The following is a 23,407-nucleotide window of genomic DNA, read 5'->3' on the forward strand; positions in this document are numbered from 1 at the left end:
TATATCAATCCTCTCTTCAAATTTAAAATTTTTATTATCACGCCAATATAATTGGCTTGCTATGCACAACTATCCAACCTGTCCAGTGTTTCTTCATTATTCCCTTTTTGAATTCTAAGAGTTTTATCTGCTTCACTTACAATCAGATTAATTATCTGTGCATCAGTACTTATAATTCTGGTGACAGATTCTTTATTGTCGATAAATACAGGTGCAGTAATCCTGTAATGTTTGCACAGAGTATTTATAATGTCTATCCCCGCATTTATCCTTGCAGCATTGTTAAGGCTTGTATTAAAAGGAACTCCGTTCACCAGAGGTTCGCAGTCTTCCTCTATACCACCGTTGACCTGCAGCTTGAAGAATCTGAATTCAACATATTTGAATTTTTCATTTATGCCTTTTTCCAGTAATCTGATCTTAGTTTTTATGAATTCATTGCATAAATCATCTCTCTTTTCGAGATTTGCGATTTGCTGGGCTATTGATTTTTCTTTATCAAGAAGCTCATCAATCCTTTTATTTACCTGCTTATTCATATCTTTATATCCCAATTCACGATTGATTTTTTCAAGTTCTACTTCGAGTGACTGCTTTTTTTCTTTTAATTCCTTTATCTGTGAGTCCTCTTTAACAGGCTTGGACAATTCAGCCTGGAGAGATCCTATCTGTTTTAATATTTCCTGATATTCTTTGTTACCGTTCATATCTACAGATGACTTGAAACTGTTGATCTGGTTCTGCAGTTCCACTTTTCTTTTGTTCAATAAATTTAATTTTTCACTGGTAGCTTTTAAGTCAGCATCTTTTTGAGATATGATTTTTTTATACTTCTTGAGTTCATTGGCTTTTGCCTGACCCCTGACAGTTATTTTTTTAAGGTTTTCAGCCCTTTCTTTCCTGAAATTTTCCTGCAACTCTTTTTGGTGCTTTGCAATATCACCATCTGAGAAGGGCCTTTTACAGAGCGGACAGATACGCACATTTTCAGGGAGTTCAAAAACCTTCTTGTTTTCCCTATGCCATTCACTTCTCAAGCTTTTAATCTCCACCTCCAGCTTTCCGGCCATTTTAAGGTTATTAGCCTTTTCAATCTCCAGTGATTTAATATTGAACTTAATTTCAGCTATCTGGCTGTTTATATCTCTCAGCTTTTCTGATATTTTGTTTTTGACACTTTGAGTTTTTTTCATTTCTCCATGTTCAATATCTTTGAGCTTTGATTTAAGGGCATACAGCTCATCCTTTTTTGCCAGTAGTTCGTCATTTATCTTAGATTTGTCAATAAGCTTTTCCTCCAGGCTTTTTATACCTGCAACTATTCCAGCCTTTCTAAAATCCAGACCGCTGAAGTCAATGTCATCCTTAAGCTCTCTTCTCTTTTCATCCACTCTAGGCGGAATTGATTCCTTTTCCTTGATTAATTTTTTGATTGTAGCATTTATGCTTTTCTTGATCTCCTCTATGCTCTTGTTTTTTAATAATTCTGCCAGAGGTTTCAAACTTTCTTTTGAATCAATTACATCCTCATCTGTAACTTCACCTATGATATCCATCAATATTTTTTTCCTATCCTGCCATTTGATATCTGTACTGAAATACACTGGATTGGTAATGAGTTTGAATATATCTTCCTGTATGATTTCACTTACAAATTTTTTGTATTCATTTTGTTTCTTGGGTACATTGTCAATACTATATGTTGTCTCATATCCCTTGAATTCCGAATCAACCTGGCCGCGCTTTTTAACCCATTTTTGTCTCAACACTTTTCCAAGCAAAATCTCCGTATCATTTACCCTGATGATTGCATCAACCTCAGTTTCAATCATTTTTACAACATTGTTGTTTTCATCCAAGGGCTGCACATCAAACCTGCTCTTGTCCTGGCTATCCTTGTCGAAAAGTAGCCACATGAAAGCATCGAATAGTGTAGTCTTGCCTGTGGCATTATCTCCATAGATATCAGTTACCTTTGAAAAATCCACAGTAAGATCTTTAATTCCCTTGAAATTTTTAAGAACCAGCTTTTCCAAAAATATTTTTTTACACATCTTTATCTTCACTTCCTATTTAAATTTTTATCTTGATTTAAATTGCTAGTCCAAATTTTGAACTAGCAATTTATATTTTCTATAGATCAGATATGGCAATCCACTATGCTTAAAGTCCACTCTGGATCTGCCGTATCTATAAACATTTCTTTAAAGCTTTTATTCCAATGTTTGTCCTCTTCATCTGATTCCGCTCCAAGACCAAACCATCCCATTTCGCCTTTTTCATGCCATTTCCCATCGGGGGTAATTACGGCATATGTGTTAAACGAGCTTTGTATTCTTGCATACTCTTCTTTGCTGGAATATTTGTCTACATAGTATTCTTTCTTGTAAATATCCCACTTTAAAAGCTCCTTCTCCTTTTCATTCCCTGGTGCATCACCATCGACTTTTAATTCCCAGAACCTGATAAACCTTTCATATTCTTTTCTATCTACTGAAAAATCTATGTCTTTTATTTTTGCTGAATCTACTCTATTCTCAGGAATTATTTCTTCTTTATTGGTCCAACTTCTTGTTCCATAATTCCCTGATGTAGCAAGTGGCTTTAACCTTAGCAGTCCGGACCACCTACCGCCTATTTGATACCAGTCCCACTTTGCATTGGGATTTTCCCAGTATCCATACCTATTTTTATCTGAGTCTTTAGAAAATCCGCAATATTCTTCCATATATTTGTCAAACGACGGATATATTTCTGTGAATTTGGTTTTAACTTTTTTGTATCCATCTTTAGGTATTCCATTTTTCTTAAACCTTTCATCCCATGGATATAATAATTTTCCGTCGGGACATTTTACCATGTCGATTTCTTCGTTCTTGTAACTGTCAAGTTCCCTGTCTTCGACATCTATAAACTCTAAATATTCTTCCGGACAATCACCCATATTGTTTTCCTGGTATGGTGCAAGTAACTCCTCTACTGTCTTTCCTCCTTCTTCTGTAAATACTGCAACTGTAAAATGACTCATAATACATTCCACCTTTCCTTTTTTCTTTATTTTTTTATATATAAAAAACTGCCTTAAAGACAGTTTTCGACATCCACATTTAGGCTATACAGCCGATACTAAATGTTACCCACATGAGCATTAACCAATTTCCTTATATACTTAATATGTGGTAAATTGAGATGAAAAGTATGCCCAGTCCGATTATTTATATTTTTTTATTTAGACATAAAAAAATACCGATGCAGCTAAAATCTACACCGGTATTTTATAAATAAAATTATCATCGGATTACCAACATTAAAGTAACATAAAAAATAAATTATCATCAGATTACCCATATTAATAGTATATCTATAAATACTGATATCTAATACATAGATATAGTTGTGTGGGTAATCTAACGATAATTTTGCATAATCTGATGATAAAATAAATGAATTTAGAAAACAGAAAATAAATTAATCGCAATAACTTATTTCTTACTTTTAATGTGTGGTAAAAATTGGGCAAAAATTATTCAGTTTAAATATTTAATATTTTCTATTTAACATTTTAGCAATTAACCTACAAACCTAACATTCTAACAATCTAACAATTCATTTAAATCTTTAAGTATTATTATCCTACCTCTTTGCAATTTTATATATCCACTTTTCTCAATACTTTTTAACTTCCTGCTAACAACTTCTCTAGCGGAATCAACCTCAAAAGCCAATTGTCCATGCGTTGCATAAATTATCTTGCTATTCTTACTGAGAAGTAACCTAATAAGCCTTGATTCTAAGGATTCATGAATTATTCTTTCTTTATTTTCTATAACAGCATTAAATTTATTATATAGATCTTTATACATACATAATAAAAATTCTTTATCTTGGATAAAATACTTTTGAACTATTTTAACTGGAATTACACATATTTCAGAATCCTGAATAGCCCTACCTATTATTTTTAAGGATCCCAGGTTTAACAAACAGCTTAAAGTTTCATGACAAAACTCTCCCTCCTTTAATTTTTTGTATTTTTATTGTACCTTTCGCGACAAATAATACTCCAAGACATGTTCCTAATGCTAATTTTATATACTCATTAAAACAAATTGTTTCAAAAACTGCCTTTCTTTCTATTATTTCACCATTATCCATATTAATCTTTTTGAACACTGGATATGCTTCATATAAATGTTTTATATTGTCCAATTTACTACTTAATTTTTTTCATAATTAATCATTTTCCCCTCCACAATTTTATTATATACAAATCTCCGACAAACATATTTTCAATTGGTGGCATATATAAAACAATTATAATCACCTTGATTCAATTGTCCTATTTCTTATGAATCCTATTATAAATTATTTGTCTTAATATTTAAGTGACTTAATCACCTTCTCATTTATTTTTCATAATTTACACATATGTTAGTTACCACAATAAAATTTCACTTGAATATATTTCATATAGTTTCTTGTTTAATTAAATATCCATAATTAAAATCTAAATTATTTATCAAAAAATCATTTTAACATTATTTTTTTAAACCCTCCAAAATTATTTGCCATCTGTGAATACACTTCTTTCCCAAGAAGAAATCTGTAGATTTCGTCAGCCTTTTCTATGGGATCAACATCTTTAAATTTTTCAGGATAGAGAACTTTTCCAAGATAATAGGCATCTGCCATAGCAGTTTCAATATTCGTAGTATAAAAATTATAGGGCATCTGTGAATATACCTCACCGTTTTTAACTGCGGAAAGATTATTATAATAGTCGGGATTTTTCTTATAATCTTCTTGAACCACCTGAAGTCCCCCTTCATCTATAAATATTTTATCCGGATTCCATTTAAGGAGTTTTTCCTTATCTATCATAACCGTACCGTCCTTTCCTGTTTCATCCACTACATTTTTCCCATTTACAGCCTTAAGCAGAGAATAATTGCCCTGAGTACTTTCAATGCCATGGGTACCCTTCATGCCCAGAGCTCCCACATATACACTTGGCTTTTCACTTTCAGGGATATCTTTAGTCCTCCTGTCCAGATCATCTTTACAGTTTTTCATATAATCAACTACTTTTTGCGCCCTGCTCTCATTGTCAACAACTTTCCCAATAATCTGCAGTGAAATATACATATCAGCATCAAAGGTGGATTGTTTACCATAACTCAGAACCACAACAGGTATATTGGTTTTGGACTGCAGCTCGTCTGCCGAAGACTTATCTGAAGCATATGTATCAAAAATAACATCCGGTTTTACTGAAAGTATTTTTTCGGCATCTGGCGAATTATTAGGCCCTCCCTGACCTATAGTTGTAAGCTTTGCAATACCGGGATTCACCATCATATATGGCTTTCCCACAACACTTCCTTTTTCAGTCTGCTCCACACCTGCCAAATTCTTTGAACCATTTATATAACAATAAAGCCTCAATGCTCCTGGTCCAATAGCTACAACTCTATTGATTTTTTTATTTAATGTAATCTTTCTCCCCAGCAAATCAGTCACAGCTAATTTTTTAGTTTTAGAATCTAAAGTTTCATCATATTTAGGTGAACAGCCGCTAATCAAAAAAGAAAAAACACATACTCCCATAAGTAACAGGCTTAGAAACTTTTTATGCACAACTTTTTCCCCCTCACATATTTAACATATCTTCCAAATATATAATTTACAGCGGTACAACTACAGGAATATTCCTATAGTTTTCCACAGCCACCGGAACAGAATAAACGCTTTCAATATTCTCTGGAGTCATTATTCCCCTTCCTCCTGCAGCGAAAATTGTCCCGTCTTTCAGCAGAACAAATTTATCTGCAAATCTCATGGCAAGGTTTAAATCATGAACTATCATTACAGCAGCAATCCCCTGGAATCTGACTATTTTATGAATGATTCTTATTACCTCAAGCTGATTTTTTAAATCCAGGTTACTTGTGGGCTCGTCTAAAAGAAGTACCTCAGGTTTCTGGGCAATAGCCCTTGCAATGACAACTTTCTGCAGTTCTCCGCCGCTTAATTCATCTAAAAATCTTAGAGAATAATCCCCAAGTTCCAGGACTTCAATAGCCTTATTGGCTATTAAAATGTCTTCTTTTGAAGCATTCCATTTAATGTAGGGTTTTCTTCCCAAAAGCACCGAATCAAAAACAGTAGTCCGTATACTTGACTGCTGTTGCGAAACATAACCTACTTTCCGGGCAAGCTCTATGGAATTGAGCTTAAAGATTTCATTGTTTTCAATTAATACAGTGCCGCATTGTGCTTTTAATATACGATCTATGCACTTGAGAAGGGTGGATTTTCCTGCTCCATTTGTACCCAGGAGTGCGGCACATTCTCCTTTCTCCACTGAAAAATTAATGTCTTTGAGAACAGATCTGCCTGGATATCTAAATGCAAGCCCCCTTACAGATAAAATCATTTTTTTCCATACCCCCTCATAAGCAGATATAAAAACATAGGTGCTCCCATAAAAGATGTAATAGCTCCAACAGGAAGAATTATAGGTGAAACTATGCTCCTTGCAAAGGTATCAGAAACAAGAAGTAAAAGTGAACCCATAAAGGCAGATGCAGGAATCAAGAAACGATGGTCACCTCCAATAACCCTTCTCATTATCTGAGGTCCAATAAGCCCTATAAATCCTATAATACCCAGAAATGAAACTGATGCCGCGGTGATCAGAGAAGAAACAAACATCCCCCCAAATCGTATTCTCTCCACGCTTACCCCCAGACTTTTTGCAGCTTCCTCCCCACTGTCCATAGCATTATAATCCCAACGCCTGACAATAAAATAAACTATTGATGCCCCTATAAGAACTGCCATTATAATCACTTCTCTCCAAGAAGCACGTCCAAGATCGCCGAATGTCCAGAATACAACAGCTGCCACCTGAACGTCCTGGGCAAAATACTGAATAAGTGTAATACCTGCAGAAAAAAGTGAGCCTATAGCTATTCCAGCAAGTAATATAGCCTCCGGAGAAAGAGATCTGAACCTTGCAATCATCAAAATAATAACAGCAGCTATGATGGAAAAGGAAAACGCACAAATAGTAACTGTATATGGATTGTCTATAAGCACTGCATCAGCACCGGTGCTCTTAACACTCCCTGCTCCAAATACTATAATAGCAACATTTGCACCAAAAGCTGCAGCATTTGATATTCCCAAAGTTGACGGTGATGCAAGAGGATTTCTCAAATTACTCTGCATCACACATCCCGCAACAGATAGTCCTGCGCCTGCTATGACAGCAGCCAGAACTCTAGGAAGCCGTATATTCCAAATTACAAGATTGGATAATCCGTCTCCCCTCTGAAAAATGCCCATTAAGACCTGATAGGGCCTAATATTCGATGAACCAGCACATATTGAAAACAGAGAAAAAACTATAATGATCAGCAAAATAAATGCAATTATAATTTTTTTCCTTATTGTATACTTTTCATAATTTATGTATATCTCATCTTTCAATTTCATCAATTCCTTTATTTAAATAATTCATCATTATTTTTTCCAGCAAAGCCACGCCACCTTGGAAGTTACCTTTTCTTCCACCATTCCGTTTACTGACATGGCTTCTATATACTCTTTAATGGAGACCTTATCTTTTTTCGTCAAAGATTTTTTCCTCTCAAAATAAAGCAAATATTTTTTATAGCACTTACCTGCAGGCCGGCTCTCAGTCCAGTCTGAATCCACATAACTTATTTTTGGATAATATCCCATATTCCACAGTATATTAAAAGCGCTGTATATCTTATTTTTATAAAATCCATCATCATGACACCCTAAAATCACTTCCGAAAGTCCACTTTTTAAGCTGTCCTTTTTCTCTACAAATCCACTTAAAAAATATAAGTTTGTCCCACAATCCATCATTTTTATAAGATCTTTATAACTATCTATAGCTGGTGTCATAGAAGCAAAAACCATATCAAATTTTTTCCTCCAGCCAAATTCATCTAAATTCAATTCTGACCACGCTTTTTTTACGAAACTCACATTATTATATTTTGTTCCTGAATTTTCTTCGGCATACTTTAACATGCTTTCAGAAATATCTACAGCGGTAACACTTCTGGATATTTCTGAAAATCTTTTGGAATAAAAACCCGTACCGCACCCTATATCCAGCACAGTGTTAAATTTTTTATTCTTACCTGCTTCAATAAATTCTAATATGGAAAAAAACTCTTCATTTTCTTTTTCCTCCATATCTTTCTCATTGAACTCATCAGCCCTTTCATCCCAAAATTTTTCTTCCATATTATATGATTTTTTTGAATCACTCCATAAATCAGAAAAATTTTCTATATCCATCTTCTTACCATCCCCGTGTATATCCTTCAAAACAATCCAGGCAAAGTTTTTTCCCATTACATATTCTGATTTTATGTTCCGGAGCACCTTCCCCGCATTTTTCACAAATAACCGTATTAAACAGCCTTGCAGTTTTTGGAGCTTTAAACTTTGGTTTTTTAATATCAAATATCTCTTCTACCGGTGACTCAAGAATATACTTCTCTTTTCCCTCTCTGCTCATCTCACCCTTGAGCTGCTTTAAAACCACTCTTACACTATCTCCGTTTTCCCTGTTGAAAAACGAAAAGGCCATTTTGCCAGTACTCCTGTAAACTAAATTGCCTTTTCCCAAAGTACACCCTGTTATAACTTGTACTGCATCAACACCGCAGGCATCATTTTCAGTGACACATACTATCTCTTCATCAGATGAAAATTTCAAATTCATTTTCTCCATTGCCGCTTCACAAGCTTTAAATCCTATGGCAAGTCCCGGGCAATGATGTCCGTGGAACTTTATACATTCATTCCACAATTCTCTATTCATGGACAACCTCTCCTTTCTCTCATATATATATTATATACAAGCAATTTTTAAACCAAAATGTATAATCAGGTTCAAGAGAAAACATTAAAGATTTAATTTATCATAATGATAAAAAATTAGTTTCATAACGATAATCGGTTATCATTATGAAACTAATTACGAATTATTTAACAGTTAAATGTTTACTCAACGGCTTAACGTGAATATTACTCCTGCATTCCGTTTCCGTCCAATTGATATTCTCGGCAATAAAAGCTTCCGGATTCAACGTGACACCTTCAAGCATGAACTCCTTAAATTTCTCATATCCTGCTCTATCTATCAGATGACCACCATGAATATAAACAGGCTTTCCACCAAGTACCCATTCCGAAAACCTAGGCCAATTTGCCATTATTGCTAGTACACTTTCTTCAGTCAGCCAATTTGCAAACATTCTTCCCATCCTGGGATACTGTTTTCCTGTTCTACCGCCGAGAATTATTTTATAAAAATCTTTGTCCGGCCTGCGCCATGCGCCTGTCGGACATGCAATAACACATTCACCACATCCTACACAGCAACATGTATCCTTGTCTATTTTACCTTTATCATTAAGTGACAATACCCTGGTTGCCGCTTTCTCACACTTCCTCATACATGCCCCGCAGCCAATACATCGGTCTATGTCATAAATAGGTTTTGTACATCCAATTATACCAAAATCCTGAAAGTGCCCTTTTGCGCAGTCATTAGGACATCCCGATACTGAGATCTTAATATGATAAGGATTGGGATAAATTATTTTCTCCAGCTCATGTGCCAATTTCTGCGTGTTTACATTTGCCTTGATACAATGAACCTCTCCAATACAGGCCATTATATTTCTGGGAGCAATATAAGGGTAACCGCTGTCGGTTTTCATATCCACATCGCACATCTTCTGCTCTATGCTCTTCAAATATGGCTGTATATATTCATTTACCGCAGGGATATCTACTGCCTTTATTCCCGGGGCATTTAAAGTCTGCCTTACTCCCAGATGAAAAGAACCATTTCCCCATTTTTTACACACATATTTTATAACATCAAGCCACTTTGCATCTATAACAGCACCTGGAACTCTAAGCTGAAGCATAAATTCACCAGGTACTTTAGATTGCCTGAAGCAATTATTTCTCAATTTATTTATATTACAATCTTCCAAATCAAACCCCTCCTAATCCACTAGTTTTTTTGCTCTTTTATAGTTGAACACAGGTCCATCCAGACATACATATGTCTCATCTATTCTGCAATGCCCGCATTTTCCAATTGCACAGGACATTTTTCTCTCAAAAGACATCCATACTTTATCTTCGGGTACACTATTTGCAATCAATTCTTTACCTACAAATTTCATCATTACAGGAGGACCTACTACAAGGCATTCATAATTTCCTTCAAAAGATTCAAACGGAATATTCTTTATAAAGTTTGTTACCATTCCAACCTGCCAGTCTTCGTATGTCTCACTGTCAAGAGTATAAACAACATGAAAATGTCTCGCCTCTTTCCATTTCTCAAGCTCATCTTTAAATAGAACACTATTTGAATTCTTGAACCCAAGAATCAGATAAATTTCTTTTGCATAGTCACTTCTATCAAATAGCTCGTCTATAAGACTCTTTACTGGTGAAACTCCAGTACCACCTGCAATAATTACAACATTCTTGTCTTTAAGTTTTTCAAAAGGCCACCCATTTCCATAGCATCCCCTGAGAAAGATCTGATCTCCTTCCTTCATAGAAAATAGATTGTCTGTAACCTTTCCAACTTTTCTTATAGTAAAATCTGCATATCCTTCTCCAAACCCGCTTAAAGATATAGGCGCCTCACCTACTTTCGGAATAGAAAGCTGCATGAACTGGCCATGTTTTACGGGAATATTGTTTTCTATGCGAAAAGTCCACTCGAGCTGCGTTTCTGGAATTATCCTCAATATTTTATGAGGCTCCGGCCTAACTGGATTGTTAAACATTTTCATTTCCTCCCTGTTTTTTTATTTCTTCTACAGCATCACATAACTTGTTTAATGTAGCAGGATAGCTTATAAGTTCAGGACACCTTGCAGAACACCTGCCACAGCCCACACACATAGGACCATCATTGAACCTTGCATTGTATCCGTAAACTTTGTGGAGAATTTTGTACCTGTATCTTTCGGAAATCTTTTTTCTAAAGGAATTTCCACCTGCAACTTCATCAAAGTTTTCAAGCATACATGAAGAACAGGTTCTCCTCCTCTCTCCTACATTTGCATTTTGTGTATATACTATATCTGTAGTTTCAAAACAGGTACATGTACTGCATGCCACAGTACAGGAACCGCAGCCAATACATCTGTCTTCAAATTCATCCCACATTGGATGATTTTTTATTTTGTTTACCATATCCAAATTTTCTATTACAGAAAACTTTACTTTAAGTTTATTTTCTACAGGAAATTTAATCTCATAATCGGATAATTTGTAGTTTTGAAAATACTTTCTAAATTCTTCATCTTTTACTTCCACGTTATTTATATCTCCACCAAAAGACACCGCGATGGAATACATATCAGTTCTGTTCGTACCTGTGCTGCAGCAAAAACATCCATCGAACTCATCGGCACATTCCATCAATGCAAACTTGATTTTGTCTCTTACTCTTTTATAAAAATAATCTTCTGTATCACCATTTTTCAGATAAATCCGATCCTGAATTTTTATTGAATTTATGTCACATGCCCTGCCAAACAATAAAATATCTTTTTTTTCTTTCATTTTACTTTCCCTATATTCATCCTCAGTAAAATAAAACAAGGTTTGTGTTATCGGAGTAAGAACCTCCTTCATAGAGTAAGTGGAGCGTTCATTGTATTCTATCTCTTCGTATTTATGCACTGGCTTGTATAAAATTGAATCCTGTTTTGCATATCTTCCTCCCCCTTGAATTCGCACTGGAGCATAGATAACATATTTCTGTTCCAATTTAGCAAATAATTCATCCACATCTTCAGCTTTAAGCTGATATGTCTTGGAAACCTTCATTCTAATTACACCCTTTCCAAAATTTTTATTTTCACAATTTAATTTTTCAGCTAAATCATTTGATAAATATTACAAAACAGGTATTGGCCAATTCCCTATATAAAAATTATATTCCTTGATATTTCTTTTGTAAAATGCTAAACTTATTATAATTTCATAGCTTTTCATCTATGTATTTTTATATAAGAGGAGGATATTTATGACAATACGGGATTTGGAAATTTTTATTGCCGTAGCAGAAAAAGGAAAAATAGGAGCCGCAGCAAAAAAACTTTATATATCTCAACCTACTGTCAGCCACGCTATCTCCCAAATTGAGGAGGAATATCACGTAAAATTGTTTGAAAGACTTTCCAGAAAATTATATATTACAGATGTAGGAAAGGAATTCTTAAATTACGCAAGACATATTCTTGCAAATTTTCGTGAAATGGAACATTATCTGCATCATGCCTCTGAACAGATATGTATTCATGTAGGAGCTTCACTTACCGTAGGAAGTTTTTTCCTGGGTAATATCATTTCCAAATTTGAAGAAAGAAATCCTAAAATTCGTATACGTGTATATGTAGACAACTCTAAGGACATCATACAGAAAATTATTGATGGAACTCTAGACATAGCCGTAATAGAAGGGTTTGTAAATTCAAAGGATATTATATCTGATGAAGTTTATCAAGATGAGATGGTACTTATCTGCGGTAAAAATCATCCCTTTGCTTCAAAGAAATCAATTCATCTATCTGACTTAAAAGATAAGGACTGTGTACTGCGTGAGGAAGGATCCGGTACCAGAGATTTTCTTATCAATCTAACAGAAGGCAGGGGCATACCCATCATAAAAAAATGGGTATGCCACAGTTCTGACTCCATAATCAACGTAGTGGCAGCTGGGCAGGGCGTCTCAATCTGTCCAAAAGTCTGCTGATTCATCAAAATAATGTAGTACAAATTCCCATTGAAGATTTTTCACTTTACAGGAGCTTTAAAATAATTTATCACAAAGATAAATACATTTCCTCTGCTCTTAAAAAATTAATTGCAGCAATAGAAAAATTGTTTAATTCTGCTTATAAAATATAAATTTAATATACCAGCTGTATACGTAATGGATTATTAAAATAAATATAATTATAACTTATCGTCTTTTCTACCTAATTTACACCATTTTCTGCAGAGATTAGCTTTTTTATTACAAATAACCTCATCAGATCCGCAGGAAGGGCAACTATATTTGTCTTCTTCTTTTTTTATTTCATATACGTTGCCACAATTAAAACATTTAAATTTGCAGAATACAGGCCTGTAGTTTCCTCCACTTATTCTTATTGAATTTCCCTGTGTCAGAGCAATAGCTGTTTTTTCTCTTGCACTATCTATTATATTTTGAAAAGTTTGCCTGGATACGTGCATTCTTTCAGCACATTCTTCCTGATTTAATTTTTCAATATCTTTCAATCTCATTGCTTCAAGTTCCTCAACTTTTATTACTATATCTTTTATTTCGCATTTTTTTCTACCTACTGGTACAAAGTAAGTATACTCCGGCAACTTCTCTACACTTCTATATTTGACTGGTCTTGGCATTTTTCTCCTCCCTGCATTTGCTGCATATTCCGGATAAAACAATATTTACGTCTTCTATATCAATATTTTTAGCTTTTTCTATGTAATTGTTCAGTTTGATAAGTTCTAAATTAATATTACTATCATCTATATCTATTATATCATTGCAATGAATACATTTAAAATGAATATGAAGAGGTTTTCTGCTGTATATTTTTAATTCATAATAACTTATTCCATTTATATTTATTTCTTTAGTTATACCTAAGCGTGTAAATATCTTTAATGTTCTATAAACAGTTGCAAGACCTATCTTATTATGACTTTTTATTCTATCATAAATCTCTTTGATATTTTGGTGAGTATTTGATTCAATTAAAACTTCAAGTACAATTTTCTTTTGACTGGTAAACTTGTAATTTTTCTTATTCAACAATTCTTTAATTAACAAAAATTCATCCTTCATATTCAAATACTCACCTCACAAATTGAATTTAATTACTCATTGCAATTTCCTTCATATTGGTGCTCTTTACATACACTTCCAGTAGACTTCAATTCTCCATTTATATATTTCTGTACTACATCATCACATAGGCCCTGCGCACCTGTAACAACTTTTATTTCACTGTCTCTAAATAATTGAACTGCAGTCTCTCCCATTCCTCCTGATATTATTACATTTGCACCCTTTTCTTTTAAAAACATCGGTAAAAATCCTGGCTTATGCCCCGGATTCTCCACAAAGTTCTTTTTTAAAGATTTGTCTTCCCCTATTTCATAAATCATAAATCCACTGCAATGTCCAAAATGTCCACTTACTTGTTTTCCATCACTTGCTACTGCAATTTTCACTTTTATTCCTCCCTGTATTTATTTTTAATAAAATTTATATATTAATTTATTTAATATATTCCCTTAAAATATCATAGGCATATTCTATTATTTCATCACAAGATATACCTTTTTTCTTTAACTCTGAACACTCAAATGTTCCATATTTTTCTTTTACTTTATTTATTACTTCCTTAGTGATCTTTCTTGTTTCATTTGATTCCTTACTGGTTTTTCTTCCTCTTATTGAGCCTAAAGCCATCAATGCTCCGGTAACAGCTCCACAAGTACTTCCAACTGTCATACCTGAGCCAAAAGGACTAGCTACAGAAACTGGAATATTTGTTTCTTTTTCCTCATTTATGGCTTTTACAATAGATTCTGCACAATTATACCCTTCTTTATGAAGTTCCAATACTCTTTTCATTTTTACATCCTCCATGTGCTATAAAGAATACTAAATTTTAAAACATTAAAAGTTTACTTTTCAATAAATGAGCCTTTCTATACTATTCCACATTTTTTTAATTGAATCTCCTGCTTTACTATTCTCATAATATATGATAGGTTTTAACTCATTTATGGATTTCATAACAATATCATCATAAGGAATTCTTCCAACTAAAAACAACTTTTCCTTTTTAATAAAATTTTCTATTTCTTTACTCAGATCTTCATTGATATCATATTTATTTATACAAACCATAGTAAATATCCTAAAATACTTGCACAAAGACACCACTCTCATGAAATCTTCAAATCCAGATATTGTTGGTTCAGTAACAATTAAAACTGCATCACTTCCCGTTATAGAAGAAATAACTGAACATCCTATGCCTGGTGAGCCATCTATTATAGTCAGTTTATCATTTTTATTAAATTTTTTTCCGTTTCTTCGTAAGTATGTTATAAGTTTTCCTGAATTATCACCTCCAATGTCCATTTCCGCTCTTGAAATAATGTCATTGCCAATCCCTGTAATAAAAGTATCAGCTGATTTTTCATTATGTAATTTTATAGCATTTTGGGGACATATAAGGTTACATGCTCCACAACCTTCACAGACAAATGGATCTATTTTATAATTTTCTATGGCATCAAATCTACAAATAGCTTCACATTTACCACATTTGATACAGAGTGATTCATCTATTACAGCTTTTCTAGCTCCCATAAACTCCTTCTTTTCAATATCTTTTCCTTGATAGAAAAGGTATAAATTAGGGGCATCTACGTCGCAATCTATTCTTATTACATCTTGAGCAAGTTCTGACAGTGCTATTGCAATCGTAGTTTTACCTGTTCCACCTTTACCGCTCAAAACTACTAATTCCACTTTAGCGCCTCCCTCACTCTCACCGATAATTTATCGAATACATTTTTATAATTTAAATTCTTGTTTAAAACTCCTCCCTCTGAATATATTTTTGCTATCTCCCTACTATATGGAATACTTCCTATAATCTCAATTCTTTCATCACTACAATAATTTCTAATTAAGTTTTCTCTTCCATCATCTTTATTTATCACTATTCCAAAAGGTATATTGAACATTCTTACGAGCTTCACAACAATTTTCAAATCATGCAGGCCAAATTGCGTAGGCTCTGTAACAAGTATTGCAGCATCTGCATATTTTAAAGAGTTTACCACATTACAAGATGTACCTGGGGGACAATCTATTAAGTTAGTTTCTTCTGAAAGATTTTGTAACAATTCTTTTATTACCGGCACAGCCATAGGTTCACCTATATTTAAAATTCCTCTGCTACAACTCATTTCATCAGCCTTACCTTTTTCAATTTTACCTATTTCTCTCTTCTTATAGCTTAATGCATCATATGTACACACAATTTCACAGGCACCACAACTATGACACAATTTCTGAAAAAGCATTATCTCGTCCTTAACTTTAGCAAGAGCATTAAACTGACAAACCTTTACACACTCACCGCAGGAATTACAATCAGTATCATCTATAAAAGGATACTCTACCATAACACTTTTAGCTTCTTCTACTTCCGGCTTTAAGAATATAAACCCATTGGGTTCCTCCACGTCACAATCAATATAATTTGCTCCTAGTACAAGTGCAAGGTTTATAGAAACTGTAGTTTTTCCTGTTCCGCCTTTGCCGCTTAACACTGCTATATTCAACTCATCTTCCCCCTCTAAATCCATGACCTGTACCATTACGTGACGGTTTCACTAATTCCAAAAGTTCATCTTTATTAAACTTTTCTAAAGCAGAACTTATAGAAACGTCCCTACATTTATAAATTTTAATTCCCGCTTTTTCAACAATTTCATAAGCATTTGGTCCAAGACTTCCTGTAATTATGAGATTTACCTTTTCATCAACTAATTGCTGTGCAGCTGCAACTCCCGCTCCACTACCAGACAATTTACCTTTATTATCTATAACTTTAACTTCATCATTTTCACCATCATAAATCTGAAAATACTCACATCTTCCGAATCTTATATCAAGCAAAGAATCAGCAGTTTTACTTTTTGCCGAAACCGCAATTTTCATTAGCTATTCCTCCTCCATGTTTTTAATTATATTTTCAGCTATTGGACTGAATATTGAATCCATACTATTATCTGTATTTCTATCCTGGTAAGATAATAGATTACATATACTATCTACCACAGGCAATTCACCAAGAAGCTTCAAATTCGTTTTTCCCAAAAACTCACGAGTATTTTCTCCGTTGAAAATTTTGATTTTTTTATTACAGTCCGGGCACTTTACATAACTCATATTTTCAATAATGCCCAAAATGTTAATACCCATTTTATTTACCATATTTATAGCTTTTGAGACTATCATAGATACTAAATCTTGAGGTACTGATACCATTATTATTCCATTAATAGGTATTGACTGCATTGCAGTAATAGCTACGTCTCCCGTTCCAGGAGGCATGTCAATTACCAAATAATCAAGTTCTCCCCACAGCACATCGGTCCAAAACTGTTTAACCGTATTGCCTATTATAGGCCCTCTCCAAATCACCGGTTCTTCCTCATTTTCTATCAGTAGGTTAAGTGATATAACTTTTATACCTTCTTCCGTGGTTACCGGCACAATATTTTCTCCTACAGCTTCTGCCCTTTTATTTTTTAAATTCAGTAATCTCGGAACACTCGGTCCTGTAATATCAGCATCAAGTATACCTACCTTAAAACCTTTTTTATTAAGCTCCTTTGCCAATAATACCGAAATTGTAGATTTACCTACCCCTCCCTTTCCACTCATTACACCTACTATTTTTTTTACATTGTTCATAGGATTGTTTTCAATCATACAACTTTCTTTGTCCTTTTCACATCCGTCATTTGATGGACATGAATCACAATCTGACATACAATCATCTCCATTTTTATATTGGCATTGGCCAATTTCATATTACTCCTATTTGTAGTTATTGTCAAATGCCAATTAAGAATGTTATAATAATTATTAACAGAACCTATAAGGTTTAAAAATGTAACGGAGTGAAAACCACAATGAATAATTTCGATAAAATGAATACTTTAGAACTTGAAAAAAAACTTCAAGAACTTAAAGAATCTCTTGAAGAAGTTAAAGAAGAGAGAAAATTTGTATTAAACCAAACCGGCATTCACCTTCCCGGTGTTACTGTACAAAAATATGAAGCTGAAATAAAAGAAATAAAACAAAATATCAACACATTAAAAGCCTTATTGCAAAGGAATAAGAAAAACATCTAAATTTATTTCATTTTATAAAAAAATTTTTAAAAAAGAATACAAATTATTGTTACTCCATGAATTTTTTTTGAAAGTCTAGCACCTAACTGTGCTCCAAACAATACACCAATTGATAACGCGCCAGGTTGAAGTGCTCCATCTGCTATATGTACTACAGTTACGGATAGTAACATTACTGTCAAAACAAAATGTGATGTGGCAGTTGCAATATGGACAGGATAATTTAGTATGTTAATAAGAAGCACCGGAACATGTATTATTCCTCCTCCTATTCCTAAAAAACTAGATATAAAACCCACAAAAACACTTACAATAATTCCGACAATAGGATTATATGAAAATGTATGTTCTACTCTTTCAATATTTACTACCGTCCTTGTAACATATCCTTTTTTAACTACTATATTTTTTTCTATTGTTTCCTTTTTTGTCCTTATTATCAAAAATACTGACACAATAACTAGGGCATGTCTGAAAACAATATAGAAATTATCCTACTTAGACAAAATAAAGATAGCAGCAACATAAATAAAAGCGAGAAAAGAAGAAGCAAGTTTGTCATATCGAGTTGAAATTCTTCTAAAATGCTTGATTTTATTAAAGAAACATTCTACTAAATGGCGTTCTTTATACAACCACCAGTCACAATCCCATGGATTCCTTGCATTGGATTTTGGTGGAATGGTATATGAGGCCTCTTTTGAAGTAATATATTTTCTAATTTCATTTATACCATATGCCTTGTCAGCTAAAATATTGCTGCCTTTTATATCAATATTGGAAAGAACGTCTACAGCTTGTGTACTGTCATGTAAATTACCAGATGATAATTGAAAATATACTGGATTGCCAAGGCCGTCAACAATGGTATGAATTTTTGTAGTATGTCCACCACGGCTTAATCCAATATGCTGTTTTGTTTCACTGTTTATAGCCCCTTTTTAGCACCAGCACTATGCTGGTGAGCTTTTATACAAGTAGAGTCAATACTGAGATCCTCATAATCTGCATCAGAATTTAACTGTTTAAAAATGACTAACAAGGTCCCATTATCACGTCACTTGCAGAAACGGCTGTACACGGTTTTCCATGAACCAAAACGTTCAGGCAAATCACGCCATGCTGCTCCACTTCTTGCAATCCATAGGATTGCGTTAAATATAAGCCTATTATCTTTTGGAGGTCTGCCTGTTTTTGCTATTGGAATTTTCGAATCAAATGAAAGATATTTTTTGGCAAGTTTACTAGTCCCTCTCGCACCAGGTTTAATTGATAGGATTTTAACTTCTATCTGTTTCTTGAATATACCTGATAGTAGTATTGCAGCATGTTGTTCTGTTCCCTTTACTCTCTCATCGTCTAAATCATGTACGATTTCAATAAGAGTTTTACCATTGCTTAAACCATCATATGTATAAGCAGCACGATGGTAAATAGCATTCATTACAACAGGTTCCGTTGCTTCAAGAAGTAAATTTGCAACTGGACCCTTTTTAAGTTCTGATACTTTTTTTGTTATTATATATAGCCACAAGAGCATTTTCATGATGTATAGCAGTGGTCACTCTATCTTTAATATAGATGGTACACCAGTAAATTCCAATTTTACAACTGCAAAATTAGCTTTCATACTATCACAACTAATAATGCAAGTATTAAATTTCCACTTCTCATAATTATTTCCACTATTTTCTTTCTAGTACCCTTGTTGACTCTGTTATATGAATATCCTATAATATTCATATATATTAATAAATTTATTAGTAACTATGAAAAACAAGAGTGATAAAGGAGTGATTTTCATTGTATAAACATAAATTAGAGAAAGAAATTAAATGCCCTCTTGAATATGGCTTAGATATATTTGGAGGTAAATGGAAATCAAGAATCATTTGTGTAATAGCAGCTAATGGTACAATGCGCTACAGTAAAATTCGAAGGGAGTTGTCTAATATCACGGATGCAGTTTTAGCAGCAATGCTTAAAGAAATGATATCAGATGAAATTCTTAGTAGAAATCAGTATAACGAAATGCCTCCAAAGGTAGAATATTCCTTGACTGCTAAAGGTAAATCAATTGTACCAATACTTCAAAATATTTGCCACTGGTCAAAAGCTTATAAAAAAGTCAATGCGGAAGATGCACTAACTCCATGTAAAAATTGTAATGGAATATAAAAAATATACCTATAAAATAACTGGAGATAGCTGATTGCTATATTCAGCTATTTTTAATAGTACTATTATTTTTAATAGTAGCTAATAAATTTATTAATACTTGTTTAAATAATAGAATATAGCTAAAATATAGTCGACCCGTAAAAATATAATCTCAATAGTATGTAGTTATAATAGATAGTGTAAAGTGAGCTATGAAAAACAGAAACAAAGGAAATTAGAATTATGACTTTAGAAATCTAACTGGAGATAGGATTTTTTAGTGTACCCCGCCACCCTTGACTGCATTACAAATAAATGCTCTGAAGGATACATCGACGGCAAAAACTCAAAAACAGATAGATTTCACCGTCTTGTTCACAGCATTTTAGCATTTATTCGTAACTCCATCAAGGGCAAGCCCGCAGGGTGGCTAAGTTGTACCTCCGGCTCAAAAATCTAAAAACAGATAGTAGTCAAGCCACTGGATTTTCCTGCATATTTAGAATAGTCTGCTGGCCAAGATAAATAAGAAGCTGCCACTTGGCAGGCATATTACCTGCATGAGATAAAATATCTATCTCATTTAGTGGCTTCCAGTAATTATACGGATGAGGGCGAAGGAAGTTATAATAGGCAACCCAGAGAGAAACACCATAAAGAGCACCATTTTCGCTTCCATAACCACAAGTAACACGGTAGGAAGACTTGAAGGTGCGGTTAAGCCGCTCTACTACTTGCTTTACCCAACGGAATTCAGTGGATACAGCAGCATCATTGGTAAGTCCGATGACTTGAGTAACATCAAAATCCCAGCCATTCATGAGCTTGCATTGTTGGCTGGCAAGAGGATAGGCACTGTAGCCATCTGCAATAAATTTCAGGGCTTTATTGGGAAATTCTTTAAACTTCTCAAAAGCCATGCGCATAGCCAGGATACATGGACCTACAGATCTGGTATCAGATACCTGGTAGCCTAGAATAGACTTTTTACAGGCGTCCATGACAATCCAAACGTAGTGTTTTATGCCTTTAACCTTGATGTAGGTTTCATCAGCAGAAAGGATTTTGGAAGGTTTGTAGCCAAAAGTATCCGTAAGAGGCTTGATAACTGCGGCAGCAGTCATAGCATAGTTAGAAACCATGGTGTGTGAAATTTTTATACCATGAACTTCTTGTAAGGCGTGGGCTGTCTGCCTTGTTGAAAGCTTCAGATTTATATGATATGTAAGGCACAATCCCATGATGTGGGCACTGAACTTCCTGTACTTAAAATTAACAGCATTTTTGGGAAGTCCATGTAAGTCCATCTTGAAAAAGTCTACTGTGAACTCACGATAGATGTAGCGAAGCTTATATTTGTGTTTGTCAGCAGCATCCAGGCTTTTAGGTAATTTAGAAAGATTGCCTTGATAGTAGGAGCATTCAGGATTAACACATTTATGTATGCGAAAGTGTTTCCTGTCTTTCCTGGGTGAAAGAGTATGTCCACAATAAGGACAGAGAAATACCATGGGTTTGTCAGCATGGTTGCTTTCGTTGAAATTCTGACCGCAGACTTTACACTGAAACTGGCCTCTGCTGCCATTATTGTCGTAAATGTAGTTATGGGGTGCGCCACACCTGGGACACGAAATATTTTCAGGTATGGACTTGACCTTACGTCTCTTAACGGGTTTGATCAGCTTATTGTATTTATGTTTATAGTAAGCTAAGAGAAGTTGTAGTCTGCCTTCTCAAAATGAATAATTTTAGGCAGCTTATCGACTTTGAATTTCTGGTATTTAGGACTATGTGAATCCTCAAAAGCCCACTGTTTAAGAGGAATGTATTTAGCGATAAACAAAAGCAATTGAGAAATTATTTTCAAAAGATATTGATTATATAAGAACAAATAAGTTATAATTGAATTCAAGACAATGACACCCTTTCGTGTTTATTTTTGGTTTTTGCAGATTCAATTATAACATGAAATAGGGGGTCATTGTTTTTTTATTGAAAAAAAACTTTGTAACTCTTGATATATAAAGAATAAATTTTAAAAACAGTGTAAAAAACTTTACACTAACTTATAACATAAGGAGGAATTTCTATGAAAAACTTAAATGAAAATGTTATTAGCCTTTTAAACAATCAATTATGGTATATCGGAACATATTCTGATGAACCTAATACAATACCTGTATTATTTAAAGAAATAACATCTGAAGGAAAATTAGTTATTGGTGATGTATTTCTTCGTAGGACTCTTGAAAATATTAACAAGAATGGTAAGATAGCCATTTCTGCATGTGATGCAACGACTATGGAAGGATATCAGATTAAAGGAACCGCTATTCATTTAACAGAAGGTGAACTAGTAGATAAATTTAAAAAAATTGTATCTAAAGCAATGAATAATGCAGTAACAGCAAAAGGTGTACTTATTGTAACACCAGAGCAGGTAATTGTTGCAACTCCAGGAGCAGATAATAATAAAGAATTATAAATTTTTAACATTATATCAGCGTTACCAAGCTAATCCTGCTTATATCGTAAAAAGCAAAGCTTAATTTAGGTTCTTCATGACTTTGACAGCATTGAAAATGTAAAGGCTTATTTTGAGCTAACTATTCAAAAAGATGTATTTGTCAGGCTAAAGTCACTGTGGAGTTTAGAGCCATATATGAAAATCTACAGAACTGTCTAATGCAGTGAAATTACCACAACGAAAATTTTTGTTGTGACGATTAAATGTTTGCGCTTTATATAAGCACTAATACCAAATGGCGGTTTTGAATTCACACCAAAACCGTCATTTTTTCATAAGTTTTAAATCATGATATTCTAGAATATATTTCACATAATAGCGATTTTAACATAATACTCAAAAAGAGCATTGCCATAAGAAAAGATTAAGGAACTATAGTTTAATGGAAATTTAATCTTACTTAAAATAAGATATTTCATCATAACTTAGTTAAAATTTTAAATGAATAAGACTATTAAATTAAAGAAAAAGGAATTATCCTAATCCAGAGCACTGACTGCATCCTCGCGTAATCAGCATTCATCCAGGCGAAATACCTTGCTGGCGGCTACGGATGGAGATGCAACATTTGTGTAAGCAGAATTTGATACTCTGGTCAGGCTGCACGCTTTCCAGGCAATAACAATAAGTTTTGCAGGAGAATTACAGCAGTAACCT

25 protein-coding genes and 2 pseudogenes are annotated in these 23,407 nt (G+C 33.8%); 4 read left to right on the forward strand and 23 right to left on the reverse strand.

Features of this window, described 5'->3' with window-relative positions:
- Positions 1 to 59: 59 nt before the first annotated feature.
- From LN736_RS09580 to asrA, 11 genes and pseudogenes are all read right to left on the reverse strand, one after another.
- A complete protein-coding gene (locus tag LN736_RS09580) occupies positions 60 to 2,054 on the reverse strand; it encodes an AAA family ATPase (protein WP_229981449.1) in 1,995 nt (664 codons plus the stop codon).
- A gap of 86 nt (positions 2,055 to 2,140) precedes the next feature.
- On the reverse strand, positions 2,141 to 3,028 hold the full coding sequence (locus tag LN736_RS09585; protein ID WP_229981450.1) for a hypothetical protein: 888 nt from the start codon (positions 3,026 to 3,028) through the stop codon (positions 2,141 to 2,143).
- Positions 3,029 to 3,590: 562 nt separating this feature from the next.
- A pseudogene (locus LN736_RS09590) lies at positions 3,591 to 4,209 on the reverse strand (Crp/Fnr family transcriptional regulator).
- Positions 4,210 to 4,527: 318 nt separating this feature from the next.
- A complete protein-coding gene (locus LN736_RS09595; RefSeq protein WP_229981451.1) occupies positions 4,528 to 5,637 on the reverse strand; it encodes an iron ABC transporter substrate-binding protein in 1,110 nt (369 codons plus the stop codon).
- 46 nt (positions 5,638 to 5,683) lie between these two features.
- Positions 5,684 to 6,436 (reverse strand): ABC transporter ATP-binding protein, encoded by a 753-nt coding sequence (locus LN736_RS09600; protein ID WP_229981452.1) that lies wholly within the window; start codon positions 6,434 to 6,436, stop codon positions 5,684 to 5,686.
- Positions 6,433 to 7,500, reverse strand: a complete 1,068-nt coding sequence (locus LN736_RS09605) for a FecCD family ABC transporter permease (protein ID WP_229981453.1) — start codon at positions 7,498 to 7,500, stop codon at positions 6,433 to 6,435. The genes LN736_RS09600 and LN736_RS09605 overlap by 4 nt, the downstream gene beginning before the upstream one ends.
- A 27-nt stretch (positions 7,501 to 7,527) precedes the next feature.
- Positions 7,528 to 8,343, reverse strand: coding sequence for a class I SAM-dependent methyltransferase (locus LN736_RS09610; protein ID WP_229981454.1), 816 nt, complete (start codon positions 8,341 to 8,343; stop codon positions 7,528 to 7,530).
- Between the two features lie 4 nt (positions 8,344 to 8,347).
- A complete protein-coding gene (locus LN736_RS09615; RefSeq protein WP_229981455.1) occupies positions 8,348 to 8,872 on the reverse strand; it encodes an FmdE family protein in 525 nt (174 codons plus the stop codon).
- Between the two features lie 163 nt (positions 8,873 to 9,035).
- Complete coding sequence (asrC, locus tag LN736_RS09620; protein ID WP_229981456.1) at positions 9,036 to 10,058, reverse strand: sulfite reductase subunit C; 1,023 nt, start codon at positions 10,056 to 10,058, stop codon at positions 9,036 to 9,038.
- 12 nt (positions 10,059 to 10,070) lie between these two features.
- Positions 10,071 to 10,871 carry an anaerobic sulfite reductase subunit AsrB gene (asrB, locus tag LN736_RS09625; protein WP_229981457.1) on the reverse strand — a complete coding sequence of 267 codons (801 nt, stop codon included), beginning with the start codon at positions 10,869 to 10,871 and terminating at the stop codon, positions 10,071 to 10,073.
- The gene (asrA, locus tag LN736_RS09630; protein ID WP_229981458.1) at positions 10,864 to 11,922 is read right to left on the reverse strand and encodes an anaerobic sulfite reductase subunit AsrA; all 1,059 of its coding nucleotides are present in this window, start codon (positions 11,920 to 11,922) and stop codon (positions 10,864 to 10,866) included. Before asrA ends, asrB begins: the two co-directional genes overlap by 8 nt.
- A gap of 199 nt (positions 11,923 to 12,121) precedes the next feature.
- Here asrA and LN736_RS09635 point away from each other — a divergent pair, with 199 nt between their 5' ends.
- Positions 12,122 to 12,850 carry a LysR family transcriptional regulator gene (locus LN736_RS09635; RefSeq protein WP_229981459.1) on the forward strand — a complete coding sequence of 243 codons (729 nt, stop codon included), beginning with the start codon at positions 12,122 to 12,124 and terminating at the stop codon, positions 12,848 to 12,850.
- Between the two features lie 203 nt (positions 12,851 to 13,053).
- On the opposite strand, the gene LN736_RS09640 is transcribed toward LN736_RS09635, so the two are convergent.
- From LN736_RS09640 to LN736_RS09675, 8 genes are read right to left on the reverse strand one after another with little or no spacing between them, the layout of a single operon-like run.
- The gene (locus tag LN736_RS09640; RefSeq protein WP_229981460.1) at positions 13,054 to 13,509 is read right to left on the reverse strand and encodes a DUF134 domain-containing protein; all 456 of its coding nucleotides are present in this window, start codon (positions 13,507 to 13,509) and stop codon (positions 13,054 to 13,056) included.
- Complete coding sequence (locus LN736_RS09645; protein ID WP_229981461.1) at positions 13,487 to 13,954, reverse strand: Fur family transcriptional regulator; 468 nt, start codon at positions 13,952 to 13,954, stop codon at positions 13,487 to 13,489. The genes LN736_RS09640 and LN736_RS09645 overlap by 23 nt, the downstream gene beginning before the upstream one ends.
- Positions 13,955 to 13,986: 32 nt before the next feature.
- Positions 13,987 to 14,343 carry a NifB/NifX family molybdenum-iron cluster-binding protein gene (locus LN736_RS09650; protein ID WP_229981462.1) on the reverse strand — a complete coding sequence of 119 codons (357 nt, stop codon included), beginning with the start codon at positions 14,341 to 14,343 and terminating at the stop codon, positions 13,987 to 13,989.
- 46 nt (positions 14,344 to 14,389) lie between these two features.
- A complete protein-coding gene (locus LN736_RS09655) occupies positions 14,390 to 14,749 on the reverse strand; it encodes a C-GCAxxG-C-C family (seleno)protein (RefSeq protein WP_229981463.1) in 360 nt (119 codons plus the stop codon).
- Between the two features lie 60 nt (positions 14,750 to 14,809).
- Positions 14,810 to 15,658, reverse strand: a complete 849-nt coding sequence (locus LN736_RS09660) for an ATP-binding protein (protein ID WP_229981464.1) — start codon at positions 15,656 to 15,658, stop codon at positions 14,810 to 14,812.
- Positions 15,649 to 16,479: an ATP-binding protein gene (locus tag LN736_RS09665; protein WP_229981465.1), complete on the reverse strand. Its 831-nt coding sequence runs from the start codon at positions 16,477 to 16,479 to the stop codon at positions 15,649 to 15,651. The genes LN736_RS09660 and LN736_RS09665 overlap by 10 nt, the downstream gene beginning before the upstream one ends.
- A 1-nt stretch (position 16,480) precedes the next feature.
- Positions 16,481 to 16,858 carry a NifB/NifX family molybdenum-iron cluster-binding protein gene (locus LN736_RS09670; protein WP_229981466.1) on the reverse strand — a complete coding sequence of 126 codons (378 nt, stop codon included), beginning with the start codon at positions 16,856 to 16,858 and terminating at the stop codon, positions 16,481 to 16,483.
- 3 nt (positions 16,859 to 16,861) lie between these two features.
- Positions 16,862 to 17,695: an Mrp/NBP35 family ATP-binding protein gene (locus LN736_RS09675; protein ID WP_229981467.1), complete on the reverse strand. Its 834-nt coding sequence runs from the start codon at positions 17,693 to 17,695 to the stop codon at positions 16,862 to 16,864.
- Between the two features lie 143 nt (positions 17,696 to 17,838).
- On the opposite strand from LN736_RS09675, the gene LN736_RS09680 reads away from it, so the two are divergent.
- A complete protein-coding gene (locus tag LN736_RS09680; protein ID WP_229981468.1) occupies positions 17,839 to 18,063 on the forward strand; it encodes a hypothetical protein in 225 nt (74 codons plus the stop codon).
- Positions 18,064 to 18,089: 26 nt separating this feature from the next.
- Here the strand turns inward: LN736_RS09680 and LN736_RS09685 are convergent, their stop codons facing one another.
- The 3 genes from LN736_RS09685 to LN736_RS09695 all read right to left on the reverse strand — a co-directional run bounded on the left by LN736_RS09685 (position 18,090) and on the right by LN736_RS09695 (position 19,603).
- On the reverse strand, positions 18,090 to 18,545 hold the full coding sequence (locus LN736_RS09685; protein WP_326839078.1) for a sulfite exporter TauE/SafE family protein: 456 nt from the start codon (positions 18,543 to 18,545) through the stop codon (positions 18,090 to 18,092).
- A gap of 12 nt (positions 18,546 to 18,557) precedes the next feature.
- Complete coding sequence (locus LN736_RS19200; RefSeq protein WP_378062862.1) at positions 18,558 to 18,995, reverse strand: IS5 family transposase; 438 nt, start codon at positions 18,993 to 18,995, stop codon at positions 18,558 to 18,560.
- A 125-nt stretch (positions 18,996 to 19,120) separates the two neighbouring features.
- Positions 19,121 to 19,603: a transposase gene (locus LN736_RS09695; protein WP_229981471.1), complete on the reverse strand. Its 483-nt coding sequence runs from the start codon at positions 19,601 to 19,603 to the stop codon at positions 19,121 to 19,123.
- A gap of 263 nt (positions 19,604 to 19,866) precedes the next feature.
- Here LN736_RS09695 and LN736_RS09700 point away from each other — a divergent pair, with 263 nt between their 5' ends.
- Entirely contained in the window at positions 19,867 to 20,241 is a 375-nt protein-coding gene (locus LN736_RS09700) for a winged helix-turn-helix transcriptional regulator (RefSeq protein ID WP_229981472.1), read from the forward strand.
- 455 nt (positions 20,242 to 20,696) lie between these two features.
- Here LN736_RS09700 and LN736_RS09705 read toward each other — a convergent pair.
- Positions 20,697 to 22,135: pseudogene (locus LN736_RS09705) on the reverse strand (DDE-type integrase/transposase/recombinase).
- A gap of 177 nt (positions 22,136 to 22,312) precedes the next feature.
- Here LN736_RS09705 and LN736_RS09710 point away from each other — a divergent pair.
- Positions 22,313 to 22,708: a pyridoxamine 5'-phosphate oxidase family protein gene (locus tag LN736_RS09710; protein WP_229981473.1), complete on the forward strand. Its 396-nt coding sequence runs from the start codon at positions 22,313 to 22,315 to the stop codon at positions 22,706 to 22,708.
- Positions 22,709 to 23,407: the final 699 nt, after the last annotated feature.

It is taken from the genome of Clostridium aromativorans, assembly GCF_020908015.1.
Classification (GTDB): Bacteria; Bacillota; Clostridia; order Clostridiales; family Clostridiaceae; genus Clostridium_B; species Clostridium_B aromativorans.